The 14,632-nt window shown below is 47.2% G+C and carries 11 protein-coding genes; 9 read left to right on the top strand and 2 right to left on the bottom strand.

Annotated features, from left to right (window positions below; translation table 11 throughout):
* The first annotated feature begins 59 nt into the window (after positions 1–59).
* From ACHKAR_RS15740 to ACHKAR_RS15715, 6 genes are read left to right on the top strand one after another with little or no spacing between them, the layout of a single operon-like run.
* Entirely contained in the window at positions 60–422 is a 363-nt protein-coding gene (locus ACHKAR_RS15740; protein ID WP_395418335.1) for a hypothetical protein, read from the top strand.
* Positions 419–3,193, top strand: a complete 2,775-nt coding sequence (locus tag ACHKAR_RS15735; RefSeq protein WP_395418334.1) for an outer membrane beta-barrel protein — start codon at positions 419–421, stop codon at positions 3,191–3,193. The genes ACHKAR_RS15740 and ACHKAR_RS15735 overlap by 4 nt, the downstream gene beginning before the upstream one ends.
* Positions 3,194–3,196: 3 nt before the next feature.
* Entirely contained in the window at positions 3,197–3,856 is a 660-nt protein-coding gene (locus ACHKAR_RS15730; RefSeq protein ID WP_395418333.1) for a hypothetical protein, read from the top strand.
* Positions 3,853–5,154, top strand: coding sequence for a DUF4270 family protein (locus ACHKAR_RS15725; protein WP_395418332.1), 1,302 nt, complete (start codon positions 3,853–3,855; stop codon positions 5,152–5,154). Before ACHKAR_RS15730 ends, ACHKAR_RS15725 begins: the two co-directional genes overlap by 4 nt.
* A 3-nt stretch (positions 5,155–5,157) precedes the next feature.
* Positions 5,158–6,165: a Kelch repeat-containing protein gene (locus ACHKAR_RS15720; RefSeq protein ID WP_395418331.1), complete on the top strand. Its 1,008-nt coding sequence runs from the start codon at positions 5,158–5,160 to the stop codon at positions 6,163–6,165.
* Positions 6,158–7,390 carry a hypothetical protein gene (locus ACHKAR_RS15715; protein ID WP_395418329.1) on the top strand — a complete coding sequence of 411 codons (1,233 nt, stop codon included), beginning with the start codon at positions 6,158–6,160 and terminating at the stop codon, positions 7,388–7,390. The genes ACHKAR_RS15720 and ACHKAR_RS15715 overlap by 8 nt, the downstream gene beginning before the upstream one ends.
* Before the next feature lie 2 nt (positions 7,391–7,392).
* Here ACHKAR_RS15715 and ACHKAR_RS15710 read toward each other — a convergent pair whose 3' ends face one another.
* Positions 7,393–8,196 carry a M23 family metallopeptidase gene (locus tag ACHKAR_RS15710; RefSeq protein WP_395418328.1) on the bottom strand — a complete coding sequence of 268 codons (804 nt, stop codon included), beginning with the start codon at positions 8,194–8,196 and terminating at the stop codon, positions 7,393–7,395.
* 8 nt (positions 8,197–8,204) lie between these two features.
* Positions 8,205–9,065: a sterol desaturase family protein gene (locus ACHKAR_RS15705; protein WP_395418327.1), complete on the bottom strand. Its 861-nt coding sequence runs from the start codon at positions 9,063–9,065 to the stop codon at positions 8,205–8,207.
* Between the two features lie 243 nt (positions 9,066–9,308).
* On the opposite strand from ACHKAR_RS15705, the gene ACHKAR_RS15700 reads away from it, so the two are divergent.
* The 3 genes from ACHKAR_RS15700 to ACHKAR_RS15690 all read left to right on the top strand — a co-directional run bounded on the left by ACHKAR_RS15700 (position 9,309) and on the right by ACHKAR_RS15690 (position 14,618).
* Positions 9,309–9,974 (top strand): RNA polymerase sigma factor, encoded by a 666-nt coding sequence (locus ACHKAR_RS15700; protein WP_395418326.1) that lies wholly within the window; start codon positions 9,309–9,311, stop codon positions 9,972–9,974.
* A gap of 142 nt (positions 9,975–10,116) precedes the next feature.
* Entirely contained in the window at positions 10,117–11,163 is a 1,047-nt protein-coding gene (locus tag ACHKAR_RS15695) for a FecR family protein (protein ID WP_395418324.1), read from the top strand.
* Positions 11,160–14,618 carry a SusC/RagA family TonB-linked outer membrane protein gene (locus ACHKAR_RS15690; RefSeq protein ID WP_395418322.1) on the top strand — a complete coding sequence of 1,153 codons (3,459 nt, stop codon included), beginning with the start codon at positions 11,160–11,162 and terminating at the stop codon, positions 14,616–14,618. The genes ACHKAR_RS15695 and ACHKAR_RS15690 overlap by 4 nt, the downstream gene beginning before the upstream one ends.
* Positions 14,619–14,632 lie beyond the last annotated feature (14 nt).

Here is a 14,632-nt window from a genome sequence, read left to right as displayed (position 1 = left end):
TCTTTTGAACAGAATTCTTCCCACACCTACTTTCGATGACACATTAAAACTGGCACAATATGAATGCATTAAAAGTAACAATGTTCGCCGCACTTATTTGTCTGGGCTACCAAGGTATGGCTCAGCGTGGTTCGTTTGATCCGGCAGAGAGGGTGTCTCAGGAAAAACAAAATGTTCTGGAAAGTATGGAAGACCTGACGGAGGATCAGCAGGTGGTTATAGATGAGATCTATGAAAACCACCTTGAAAAGGTGCAGGAACTAACCACTTCAACGGATGGGCCGTCACCTGAGCTCAGGGAAAAAATGATGGTGATTAACAAGGAGAAGAATGAGCTGATGAAAGATGTGCTTTCTGATGAGCAGTATGCGAAATACGAGCAACTCATTGCCAGAAAAGGGAGAGGCCCACGTGGCAAATGAAGAAGCTCCTGATGGCATTTTTCTGTTTTGGAACTGTGATGGTTACCGGGCAGGGTCTGAAAGTAGCTGGGAGGGTTTTGAGTGAAGGGGATGGTGAACCCGTAATGGCCGCAACTGCGGCCATTGCAAGTATTAAGGATACCACAGTTCAGTACTTTGATCTGACAGATGCTGATGGCTACTTTCAGCTTTCAGGCATTTCCCCGGCTTTTTACAAGTTGGAGGTCAGAAGTGTAGGCTATCAGGTCTATGAAAAGATCATCAGGATTCAGGGTTCACTGGAACTGGGCGTGATCAGACTGGCCTATGACACCATGGAGCTGGATGCTGTGGAGGTGAGGGGGCAGACTGTGGGGGTGATCATCAGTGGGGATACCACGGCGTATTTGTCCAATGCGTACAAGACCAACCCCGATGCCAGTGCTGAGGATCTGATCAGGAAGATGCCGGGAATGATTGTGGATGGAGACGGAGTACAGGCCGAGGGGGAATCCGTCAAGAGGATATTGGTAGACGGGAAAGTTTTTTTTGGAGATGATCCCTCGATAGCCCTGAAGACCATCCCCGCGCAGGTGATAGACCGGATAGAGGTATTCGATCAATTGAGCGAACAGTCAAGGTTTACAGGCTTCAATGACGGTAATACCACCAAAACCATCAACATCATCACCAAACGTGAGTTTCAGAATGGACAGTTTGGGAAAGCCTACATCGGAGCAGGGCCAGATGAAAAATACAATGGCGGCGGCAATATCAATTTTTTCAATGAAGATCAAAGGATAACATTGGTTGGCCTTAGCAATAACATCAATGTGCAGAATTTTTCGTCCGAAGACCTGGTCGGTGTATCAAGTGGAGCAGAGCGGGGAAGACCAGGTGGAGGACGACCTCCGGGACGAGGTGTGGGCTCCGGGAGCAGTTCGTCAGATTTTCTCACCGGACAGCAAAGTGGAATTTCTCAGACAGAGTCTTTTGGGGTCAACTTTACCGATGATATGGGAGAGCGTTTAAAGCTAAACACCAGCTATTTCTACAATAGCAGTGACAACTCCAATGATCAGCTCACGCATCAGGAGTATTTTTTGAGCAGCGCCGAGGATCAACAGTATGAGGAGACGTATGATTCTGATAGTGAGAATGATAACCATCGGATTAACCTCCGGATGGACTATTCCCTCAATGATAAGACCTCCATATTGTTTACGCCACGGATCAGCTTTCAGCAAAACCTGTCAGAGACAGACCTACAGGGGATGTTTGATGCCGCAGATGGTAGCCGACTCAGTACCACACAGACTCAAAGCACCACTGAGAGTGGCGCTTATAATTTGTCCAATGACCTATTGATCAGGCACCGGATGAACACCCCCGGCAGAACCATCTCCCTGGGACTAAGGTCTACTGCCAATCATGTGCAGCAGGAAACACTGCTGAATGCCCTCACGAGCTATACCAGCAAGGAAGGAACCAGTGATACCACCAACCAGCGAACAGATACAGAAGTGAATACTGCCACATACTCTGCAAACCTCCGGTTTACGGAGCGGATAGGCGATGCGTCTATGCTGGAGCTGGGCTATGCCGCAGGCATCACCTATAATGATTCGAACAAGGAAACTTTTGGCCTTGATATTGAGCAAAATGCCCAACTGGATACCACTTTGTCCAGTGTATTCGAAAGTCAATACCAGACTCACCAATGGAGTACCGGGTACATGTATCGTAAATCTTCTATGATGCTCAGGGCGGGCCTGGCTTACGAGTATGCCCTGCTCTCCGGCCAAAGCACTTTTCCTACGAGTGAAGACCTGGGCCGGAGTTTCCAAAACGTACTGCCCTCGGTGATGCTCAGGTATGAGTTTGACGATAGTAAGAACATCCGACTCTTCTACCGGACCAATACTCAGGAGCCTTCGGTCACAGACCTGCAGGATGTGGTGGATAATAGCAACCCATTGTCTCTGGAGTCTGGTAATTCCAATTTGAGGCAGAGCTATTCGCACACGCTGATGTCCAGATATGGGGCCGCCAATAGCCAGCGGGGAACAAGCTTTTTTGCGATGGTTTCTACCACCCAGACGAATCATTATATCACCAGTTCTACTTTCACAGCCGCTCAGGATACTACCCTGGAGAATGGGATCCGGTTGCTGTCCGGAGGACAGTTTACCCAACCTGTGAATATGAATGGATACCTGAACAGCAAGGTGTTTACAACCTACGGCCTGCCATTGAGTTTTTTGTCCTCAGGGCTCAACTTCAACACCACGCTTAGCTACAAACTCACCCCCGGACAGGTGAATGGTCAGGCCAATAAATCACGATCTACGGGCCTGGGGCAGGGGTTGGTGCTTTCCAGCAACATCAGTGAGAAGGTAGATTTTACCCTTTCGTATGATGGTAGTTATTATATCGTCAAAAACACCTTTCAGCCGCAGCTAAATAATAATTATTACTATCAGGTGGCTTCAGCCAGGCTAAACCTGATCCTTCCTGCGCAGATCGTTTTCAGGACAGACTTTAGTCATCAGCTTTATGCTGGTCTCTCAGATTCGTACAATCAGCAATATGCTCTTTGGAATGCTTCCATTGGGAAAAAGATATTTTCGGAAGACCGGGGAGAAATTGGTGTGAGCATATTCGACCTGCTCGGTCAAAATACGAGCATTTCCCGTGAGGTGACAGAGACGTACGTTCAGGATACTCAGACAGAGGTTTTGGGGACTTACTTCATGGTCAATTTTTCTTACAATTTCCGAAATGCCAACTAGGGGATGAAGTCAGCGGCGGCCATATTGATTTTGGGCCTGGGGGCCTGTGCTCCTGCTGGTGTGGTGCCTTTCATCAATGATCCGATGACCATCGATGGCAAAGCGGATGATTGGTCTGAGGATTTTGATCGAATGGAATTTGGGGAGCTGGTCTACGCGCTGGCCATGGATCAGTATTTCGCTTATGTGCTGGTGGAGGGAATTGGTGAGAAGACCAAACGCTTGATGTTTGATTCGGGGCTTACCCTCTGGCTAAATCCTGATGGAAAAAAGGTGAAAAGTATTGGGATTCGCTACCCCGTGATCGATCGGAGTAAACCTGATCATTCGCCAGGATACACCAGGTATTTCAGAGTCCCAAAACCCGGTTTGGATGATTTTGGGTTAAAGGGAGTCATTTCCAACCAAATGTTGGTCGTGCAGAAATCACGGCTCCAGCTGGACCTGGATGTGGTGATGGGGTTGGATAGTTTGAGTAACAACCTGATTTATGAATTTAAAATACCCTTGAAATTTCTTGAGATGAAAAGTAAAAAAGAATTGGAAAGCCTGGCTGTCGGGTTTGAGGTGGAAGACAGTGGTCGGGGCATAGGCCCAATGCTGGCACCTGGCTATCGGCGTACAGATAAAATAGATTTTTGGTACAAAGCGGCGATTGAATGATCAGAAAAAGTAAAAACAGTCTATTGAGAATATTTATTCTGGCCCTCGTGTGGGGGTGTTCAGAGTCGTCACTGATTGGAGACGAGTTTTTCGGAGATGAAAATTTTCAGGTTTCCTACGTGGATTCAGTGAGTCTTCAGATGTATACCGTGAAGTTTGACTCCCTACCCACCAGCGGTACTGGCCGCCTGATGGTAGGAAGGGGATCCTATGACTATGTGGGCGACATCACAGCCGAATCTTACTTTTTGCTCTTGCCGGCATCCGATTACTTCATTTATGATCTAGAGGACCGGGAGTTATTTGATTCGGTTACGCTGGTGCTTACTCCGGATGGCTACACTTATGGGTTAGATGAGGATGTCTATCGATGGATGGTGGTGGAGCGATTGAGTGCTGACCTGGCTTACCGAAGTGATGGCCAGCTCTATAATATTTCCGAGCAGAAGGCCACACTGGGAGACCTGTTTGAGCTGGGGCGGAAGCGGGTCAGACTTTCGCAAGACCGGTTGGAGGAAATTGAAATCACGCTGAATGCAGATTTTGGGGAAAGCCTTTTCGAAAAAATCCGGGAAAAGGATGAGATCTACTATTCCGATTCAGAATTTCAACAATACCTGAACGGACTCCGGGTACGATTTGATAGTACTGAGCTGTCACCCTTTCTCGGATTCGATACGGAGGGAGTCAGTATGAGGCTTTATTATTCAAATCCTGATGAGCTACCAATCACGCAGAAGTATTTTGAGTTTTCTATTGATGGAGCACCCCACTACACACGCCTTGAGCAAACCAATGTAGACGAGGCTTTTGCAGCACTCAAAACCCTGGAAGACGAGGTATCATCTGATGAGACCGGGCACGTAGGGCTGGTGGTAGGGGGCCTCGGGTATGCCATTCGGGTGGATTTCCCATCGATCAGAAATCTCCTGCTCGAGGGAGACGACTATCTCATTGCCTCCGCAGAGCTGCGCTTGTATCCTACTGCTAAAAATTCAGAGGATACGCCCTTTCCGGAGCGGTTAAAGGCTTTTTATGTGAACGATTATAATGTGACGGTGACAGAAGACCTCACCTATGCTACCCTGCACAATGATGATGAGTTTGGTAGGGATACTTACTATACTCTGGATGTGAGCACACTGGTAGAAAACCTGCTGGAACCGCTCGTGATTAACCAATATGCGATTTTAATTACCATGGACGATGACTATCTCAATACGTCCATTAATTCATTGGCTCTTGGGGACGCATCCCTGCAAAGCGAATTAATTCTATATACCATTTCAACAAAATAAACCATGCGAACTAAATTATTGGGCTATTTATCGGCCATTTTGTTACTCTCGATCACCAGTTGTGATGAAAGTACTGATACCTCTGAATATGGCAACTGGGTCAAGCAATCAGATTTTGAAGGAGTTACCAGATCCGGAGCGATCAGCTTTTCTATTGGTGACTATGCCTATGTGGGGCTAGGCTCAGACGGAGATGACTACCTCACTGATTTTTGGAGGTTTGATCCATCCAAAAACTTCTGGCAGAAGATGGCTTCTTTTCCCGGTGTGGGGCGGTTGTCCACTGTGTCTTTTAGCCTGGATGGTAAAGGTTATCTGGGCACCGGATACAATGATGATCTGGACGAAGAAGAGCTGAATGACTTCTGGGAGTATGATCCGGATACGGACACGTGGACACAAAAGGCTGATTTCCCGGGAAGCAAGCGCTATGCCGCGGTGGGGTTTGCACTAGAGGGCAATGGGTACATTGGCACGGGGTATGACGGAAACTACCTGAAGGATTTCTGGAGATACGACCCCACGAGTGACTCATGGACGCAGGCCGTGAGCTTATACGGATCCAAAAGGGAAAGTGCCACGGCTTTTGTCATCAATGGTCAGGCGTACATTGCTACGGGCAGAAACAACGGAGTGTATCTTTATGATTTTTGGAGATTTGATCCGTCTGATGAGAGCTGGACTGACCTTACCCTCTATGATGAGGACGATACTTATGAGACCTACCTGAGCGCGATTAGCCGGTACAACGGTGTCTCCTTTTCGGTGGATGGTCTTGGTTATCTGGCTACAGGGATTTCAGATTCATACACATCGAGTGTTTATAGCTATGACCCTGACGCCAATGAGTGGGAGGACGACATCACAGCTTTTGAAGGTTCTTCCAGGTCCAATGCTGTGGCATTTGTAGTGTCTAATAAAGCCTATATAGCCACCGGCAGAAACAGTAGTCAGCGTTTTGATGACATTTGGTCATTTGATCCTTTAGCAGAATATGACGAATATGACTGACAAGAAGGGCACCTGGTTGGTGCTGCTGCTTTTGGTTTTATTTCTGCAGACGAAGGGGCAGTCTACCACAGGTTCGGCGTATAATATTTTTGGAGTTGGCACGCTGGTAGGCGAGGGAATTGGTGGATACCGCACCATGGGCAATGCCGGGATTGGCTCCAGGTCGACTTCTTATGTCAACCTGGAGAACCCCGCAGCACTCAATGCCATCTCAGGCCCCACGCAGATATTTGACATAGATCTTTCGCTCAAAAATCTGCACCAATCCGCTGGTGGAGAGTCCTTCTCTACCATGTTGGGAGGCCTGGAAGGGATGAATCTGTGGCTCAGAACAGGCAAGGGGTCAGCCATAACCCTGGGAGCTGCGGCTTTCAGTGATGGGCGGTATGATGTGACAGACTCCTACGTGCTGTCCTCGCTGATCAATAGCTATAGTGTTCGCTATCAGGGAACCGGTGGGATCACCAGGTTTTATTTGGGTGCGAGTCAGCGGGTGACCAAAAGGTTCAATCTAGGTGTTAAAGGGAGCTTCTTGTTGGGCAACTTGTCTTCATTGCAGACGATTTCTGGAAATAGCCTTGTGAGTGGCCTGGAAGTGGAGCAAAACAGGACCGTTCGGAAATTCATTGCCGAATTTGGAGGCCAGTATACCATACCGGTGCCCGACGGTCAGCGATTGACCATTGGTGCTACCTATAGGCCTGCATACCAGATGACGTTTGATACCGAAAGTAAGGTGATCAGGGCCACTTACGATAGCCTCACCACTGTGGGGCAGGAGCAGCTCACCCTTCCTGAAAAATGGGGCTTGGGCATAGAGTATCAGCTAGGGTCATGGCGTATTTCCGGCGAATCGCAAGTGGAAAAATGGGGTGTGAATGAAGGAGGCGAAGGCTTTGAATATCGGGATCAGCTCTCTTTTGGCCTGGGTGCTGAATTTGTTAACAATCCTGCTTCAGTATCCTACTTCAACCGAATCTCATGGCGTGCGGGGTATGAGTGGAAAACCAACTATACGGTGGTACGAAACACCAATTATACCAGTGCTGCCATCTCCATGGGGCTTGGTCTACCTGTCAACAGAGGCTATGGGATGATCCATCTCGGCTATCAGTATAGTGGCATGGGTACCCGATCCAATCAATTGATCTATGAGCAGACCCACACCTTCACACTCAATGTAAGTATGCGGGACGTGTGGTTCAGAAAGCCGGTTTACGACTGATTCTAAAGCTCCTGGGTATAGGACTCCATACTTCTGGGGATACCGATGGTACCTTTGTTTAGGTGGTATTCCACTTTGACGGATTGCTGGCCCGAGAAGCGCATCACATATACTTCCAGATGTAGGTGTGGGCCGCTGGCCCAGCCGGTGGAGCCACTCAGGCCTATGGGCTGTCCGGCCTTTACTTCCTGCCCGATGGTTACCAGAGCACCGCGCTTTTTCAGGTGCGAATAGTCAGCGATGCTGCCGTCCTCATGGCGCACCAGTATGAAATTATTATACTGTGTGCATTCTTCTTTTGGGCATCCTTTTGAGTTGTTGTCTACGGCCTGCATCACCACACCGTCTCGTATGGCGCAGATGGTGGTGCCTTCATCCATGTTGAAATCTACGGCATATTGGTCCATATGTGTGGGGCGCTCGTTGTACCCCTGTCCCACCAGGTAAGATTCTCCTCTTCGGAAAGGGAGCTGATAGACATAGTCGTCGTTATGTACGGCAGTTACGTCCCCCTGGATATAAGTGTACTTGTAGTTGTAAGAATAAGAAGTGCCTTTTTCCGGGGTGAGCAAAAAGGCATATTTGGTTTCGCCGGGTGCCACCAGCAGGACCATGGGCAGCGATTCGGAAGATTCCATTCCTTTAATGGTGCCTTCTATTTTCACGCTTTGGGGCACTTCGGTAAGGTTTTTAGCAAAAATTCGGATAGACTTATCCGGGAGCTGTTCATGAAATACGGTCACACCTTTTTCCTGCATGGTCACACCCATCCCAGGAAAAATGAAAAGTAAAAGAAGGTATTTCATCGAGTTGATTATGCTTTTTGCTCTTTCAGGTTCGGGTCAGAAAACTTCCCCGACGGAGTGCGGTAAGCCTGAAAAGGAATACCCAGCAAGTTACCCAGGCGGTCATTTTCTTCTGGCTTCATATGGGTATCTATGCCATACTTCAGACTCCTCGTATCTTCTACGCTCGCATAGGTACCAAAGATGCGATCCCAGAAAGAAAAGATGTTCCCATAGTTAGTATCGGTCAGGGGCTGGGTGAAATGATGGTGCACTTTGTGCATGTTTGGGGTCACAAATACAAACGAGAGCAGTTTGTCTACCCGGGCAGGCATGTTGATATTGGCATGTGTGATGTGCGCAAACAAGACGGAAAGAGACTGATAGAGCATCACGATGCCCATAGGTGCGCCCACCACCATCACAGCCAGGATGGTAAATGCGATGCGAAAAACCGTTTCTCCGGGGTGGTGCCTCAGGCCTGTGGTGACGTCCACGGTGGTGTCGCTGTGGTGTACCAAATGAAATTTCCACATCCATTTCACCTTGTGTTCGGTCCAATGAATGAAATAGGCACCAATCATATCCAGCAGTAAAATGCCGACAATTACCTGCAGCCAAAGGGGCATTTCTATCAGGTAGAGGAGGCCGATTTGATGGGTGGTGACATAGTCAGAAGCCATCAGCAAAACACCCGCGAGACCAAAGCCGATTATGGCAGTGGTGAAGGTGAAAAAAAGATTCAGACCTGCGTGTCTTATTTTTTTGTACTGAAAAGAGAAAAGTGGCAAAACACCTTCAAAAACCCAAAATATCACAATGCCGCCAATGAGAATTAGTGAGCGAAACCAGGTGGGTACATTTTCAAAAAAAACGATCAGGTCTTCCATGTCTTAAAGTGATTTTTTTGGTGCTAATGTCAGTTGTAATTTCGTTACTTCAAAGGTGAAAATGGTTATTATGAAGTCGGGAAAAACCCTTCTGAGTGTCCATGTTTTCACAACATCCCGCGGAGTGTCGGATTTGTTTTTACGATTCTTTTTCTTTTAAATTTAGATTTTGATAATTATAAAAGGAAGAAACCACCACTCTTTTAATTATTCAAAATTTCGAACGCTATTAATTGATATATTTTGAATACTCATTTCATTGGGCATTATGAGCACGCTGATCATTCTTCGGATGAGCAGCTTTGGGATTTGTTTCGGTCAGGAGACCAGGAAGCATTTTCCAAAATCTATGATGCCCATGTAGATGGTTTGTACAACTATGGAATGAATTTCACCAAAGATTCTTTTCTGGTGAAGGAAGTCATTCAGGATTTGTTTGTGACCATTTGGAGTACCAGAGGTCAGTTGGGACAGACGAGCAACATCCGTTTTTACCTAATGCGCGCCTTGCGCAGAAAGATTTCTGTTTTTCACAAAGACCAGAAAAAGTGGGAGTCTGACGCCACTGAGGATAAATTTGGCCTGGCTCAGTTGCTGAGCAAAAAGTCTTTCGAGCAGTTCAATAAATCGAATGTTTCTGAAAAAGAGGTCGCAGAGAAACTCAAGCTAGCCATGGAGCGGTTGCCACTGCGCCAACGGGAAGCGCTGTACCACATCTACTATGAGGACCTGTCCTATGAAGAAGTAGCCGCATTGATGAACGTCAATATCAAGACAGTGTATAATCTGGCCTGGCGGGGCATTGAAGGCCTCAGGAAAAACCTGTCCAAGGCCTCCATTTTTTACGTATCTCCCATTCTTGCGATTTCCGCATTGAAACTTTCAGCTGATCTGTTGGAAAATTCTTAACGAAACATACAATTGCTTGAATATTCACGTCTTTGATTGTGTTTTATTCTGTGAATTTTATAAAAGTTAAAATATTCTTCAGGTTTGGAGTAGAAAAATCGCGCCTTTCATTCTTTCTAGCAGCAGGAACGAATGATTAAGAATGGATTACAAGAAATATTCGATTGAGGATTTTGTCCTGGACAAGGAATTCAGAAAGTGGGTACACACCGAAGATGAGGCGGTGAATACTTTCTGGAACGACTGGGTGAAAAAGAACCCGGGCAAACTTTCTGAGATTCAGGAAGCGAGGCGAATTCTCAAAAACCTGAACTTTCCTGCATACAAACTTACTCCGTCCGAAAAAGAGGATTTGTTTGAGGGTATTTCTGGACGGATCTCAGGGGCAGACTCATCTGAAGTGAAAATGCGGTACCTGGATGTGGACGGCTATCAGGGTAAGTCCCCCAGGTGGGCGCTTCGGTTTGGCGTAGCTGCTTCGTTGATCATCGGAGTGGCCTGGCTGGTCATGTTGCTGGTTCAGGATTCCAGGTTTGGTCAGTTGGCATATCATACGGATTTTGGCGAGACCAAAGAGGTGAAACTCAGTGATGGCACCATGGTGACCCTCAATGCCAACTCAAAAATTTACATTGGTGAGTTGGGAGCAGAGGGGCAGGCCAGGGAGGTTTGGTTGGAAGGTGAAGCCTTTTTTGATGTAACGCACACACAGACAGATCAGGCATTTATCGTACATGCCAATAAGCTCGATGTGAATGTCTTGGGAACGGAGTTCAATGTATACGCTCGTGGCAAAAAGGCCGAAGTGGCATTGGCTTCTGGTAAAGTTCGGTTGGCCAATACTGCTTCCAAGCAAGAGCTGGAAATGAAGCCTGGTGATCGTGTTGTTTACGAGTCGGTGTATCAGAAACCTGTCAAGGATTCTTTTGATCCTGCCGAAGTTTCATCTTGGAAAAAAAATCTTCTCATTTTCAGAAGAACCTCTCTTGAAGACATCAGCGATCTCCTCAAGACCAATTACGACATAGATGTTTTCTTCACTGGTGGAGCCTCCTCGGACCATTATTTCACGGGGACCACACCTGCAGACGACATAGATCTTTTGCTTAAAACGATCTCAAAATCTTTCGATCTCCACGTTGAAAGAAAGGAAAAAACAGTGATCATCAGCCCAAATAATAAGAAATGAGAAAGCTTGTCTGCCTATCGATACTGTTGGTTCTGACCACTCTCCATGCTCAATCGCAGGCGGTTGCTCGCCTTGACACGCCCGATGCCAGAGAAAGGGTGCCAAGTGATTCAGATTCTGTGAAGGATGTACTTTTCAAAATTGAAAAGACTTTTGCAGTCTTCTTTAACTACGATGACGACCTGCTAAACCAGATCACACTTCAGGAGGAAGTGACCATTCCTGAAAGCAAGGCTGATCTGGATGTGTTTTTGGGTAAGCTGTTCAGTAATTATGACCTGGAGTATGAGAAGCTCACCGATACCACCTACATCATTTATAGAAAAACCAGAAAATCATCGCGAAGCGCACCCGACAAGGAGGACAATCCGGAGGAGGAGCAATCCATCAGGGAAACACAGGACATTAAAAAAGGACTTGGACGCATAGACAGAAAGGGAACCACGCTGGAAGGCAAGGTTACAGATGAAAATGGGGAAACCCTGCCGGGTGCCACCATCATTGTCAAAGGCACGAATGATGGTACCATTACGGATATTGATGGAAATTTTAAATTGGATATTGCGGGTAGTACTTTCCCTGTGGTGCTGGCGATTTCCTTTGTTGGCTACAAAAGTCAGGAGATTGCCGTTACAGCTGAAAGTTTTATCAAAGTCACACTCAGTGCGGATATAGCCGCACTGGATGAGATAGTCGTGGTAGGTTATGGTGAGCAGAAACGCTCCAACCTCACAGGCTCCATTTCTTCGGTGAAAGTGAAAGACCTGGAGAATAAGCCTATTATTCGACTGGATCAGGCCTTGCAGGGCATGTCTTCAGGTGTTTTCGTCTCTAAAGGTGGCGGTGCACCTGGTGCCAGTCCTACCATTCACATTCGTGGAGTGGGTTCTATCAACAATACGGATCCCTTGTGGATTGTAGATGGCATCAAGATGTCGCCCGGCAACCACTTCAACCTCGATGATGTAGAGTCCATTGAAATCCTGAAAGATGCTGCTTCAGCAGCCATCTATGGTGCAGAGGCTGCCCACGGAGTGATATTAGTCACTACCAAGCGCGGGAAAGAGGGACAAACACAAATCAGCTACAAGAGCTCTTTTGCCAAGGTAAATCCTATTCGGCTGCCAGAGCTTCTGGGTAGCGAGGACTTTGTGAATTACAAAAGACAAGCTCGGCTCAATGCAGGTCAGAATCCTGAACCCGCCTGGGACAACTGGGAGTATGATACTGACTGGATCGATGCCTATTATGCGGGGAGCGGTTTTTCTCACTATCATGATTTTTCCATTTCTAAAGGGACTGAGCGCTCCAATTATTACCTATCCCTTGGCTATGATGATGAAGAGGGTATCCTCATTGACAACAGCTTTCAGCGGTTTAGCCTCCGTTTCAATTCAGATTTTGAGCTGGCCAAGTGGTTGAAAATAGGAGAGAGCATACTTCTTTCCCGGGTAGGAGAAAATCCGATCGATAATTTCAATGAAGATTATCAGGGATCTATCCCCTACCGCTCCATCCCCATCATGCCGATCTATGATGAGTCCAACCCTTATGGAGGTTGGGGGCGGGCACCGGTATATTTTCAGGGGCCAAATCCTGTGGCGAGCCAGTATCAGCAGCACGAAAAACAAGTAAACAATCGCCTGGATGGCAACATGTACATTCAGGCCACTCCGCTCAAGGGCCTGACCATGCGGGCAAGGGTAGGCTATAACTATACCTCTTTTTTGGGCCGTGCATTTAAAGAGGCGTTCGATTACGGGGCTTTTGCCAACCCCATCAACTCTCTGACTTACTCAGATGGAAACTACGAGAACATCACGGGAAACTTTGTGACCACCTACGAAAAAGCATTCGGGAAGCATTCTTTTAAAATCATGGGGGGCTATGAAGCTTCGAAAGTGGAGAATGTGTCCTATAATGTCACTGCCACCGATTTGCCGCTTGATATAGCCTGGAGTTTCAATCTTGCCACCGGCACCTTCAATACCACCAACAGACAAACCCTTTACGAAAGTCGTCTCCTTTCGCAGTTTGGCAGGATCAATTATAATTTCGACGATCGCTACCTTCTGGAGGCGAATGTGAGACGCGATGCCTCTGCACCCATTTTCGGACCTAAAAATATTTGGGGGATTTTCCCCTCCTACTCCGCCGCCTGGAGAATCTCTGAAGAATCATTCATGCAAAATGTGGCTGTCCTCTCTAACCTGAAGGTCCGGGCCAGCACCGGACGGCTCGGATCTGATAACATTGGGAGTTTCATCTATGCGAAAACCTATACTTCACAGTTTTCCACCTACGCCTATGATGCAGCGGCGCAGAATAAGCAGTCGGGTTTCTACATCAGCAAGTTTCCCAATGCCGATGTGAAATGGGAGGAAGTAAACATGCATAACATTGGGTTAGATGTAGGTCTCTTTGATGATAAAATTTTATTGTCTGCAGATTATTACATCAAAGACACGAAGGACCTGCTGTATGCCGTGCCTATCCCATCATCTTCGGGGATCTCCACCCATAATTTTGATGCCCGAAACCCCGAAATCAATGTTGGAACCATGCGAAACAGTGGATTGGATCTGGACCTGGCTTACCGGGATCATTTTGGGGTCTTTAACCTGAAAGTCAATGGAAACACCTCCTTCATGAAAAATGAAGTGCTGCGCCTGAATGGAGATGAGTACATCACTAGTGGCAATGGTGGCGGGCAGATTGGCGGTATGACCAGAACGCAGGCCGGAATGCCAATATCAAGCTTTTATGGGTATGTGGTTCAGCAAATGCTCAATTCTGAAGCAGACGTCTATGCAGTGAACAGCTGGGCGCCAGACGGCATCTATCAGGAAGCGGGCACGGGCCCCGGGGATTTTATGTACAAAGACATCAGCGGACCCAATGGCGTACCGGATGGGCAGATCACCGCAGAATATGACCGTACATTTATTGGCAATCCATGGCCAAAGATGATGTATGGACTGAACATCACCGGGGGTTATAAGCAGCTGATCGATGTGATGCTACAGTTTCAGGGAGTGCATGATGTAGATATTTTCAATGCCAATAAGGCGTACACGCGCAATTTCTTTGGAGACAACAACACCACCACAGACATTTTTGAAGCCTGGACCGCAGAGGCCCACACCAGTCATCCCAGAAACATAGCGAATGACCCGAACGGGAATTTCGGTAGACCTTCTACTTATTTCATAGAGGACGGCTCTTATCTGAAGCTGAGAAATGCCCAGATAGGGATCAACATGCCCCCACAAATGTTGGAAAAAATGGGCATCGGCAAAATCAGAGTTTATGTGAATGCTAACAATCTCCTGACGATCAGAAAGTATTCCGGCATGGATCCGGAGATCGCTGGTTCCAATGTGAGCAGAGGAGTGGACTATGGCCTCTACCCTCATACGCGCACATTTGGAGGAGGGTTGGAAGTTCAGTTTTAAAGGAAAATGACCTT

The organism is Marinoscillum luteum (assembly GCF_044005705.1).
GTDB lineage: Bacteria > Bacteroidota > Bacteroidia > Cytophagales > Cyclobacteriaceae > Marinoscillum > Marinoscillum luteum.
Note: the sequence above shows the minus strand (reverse complement) of the source record. Positions and strands in the feature narration are given on the sequence as shown.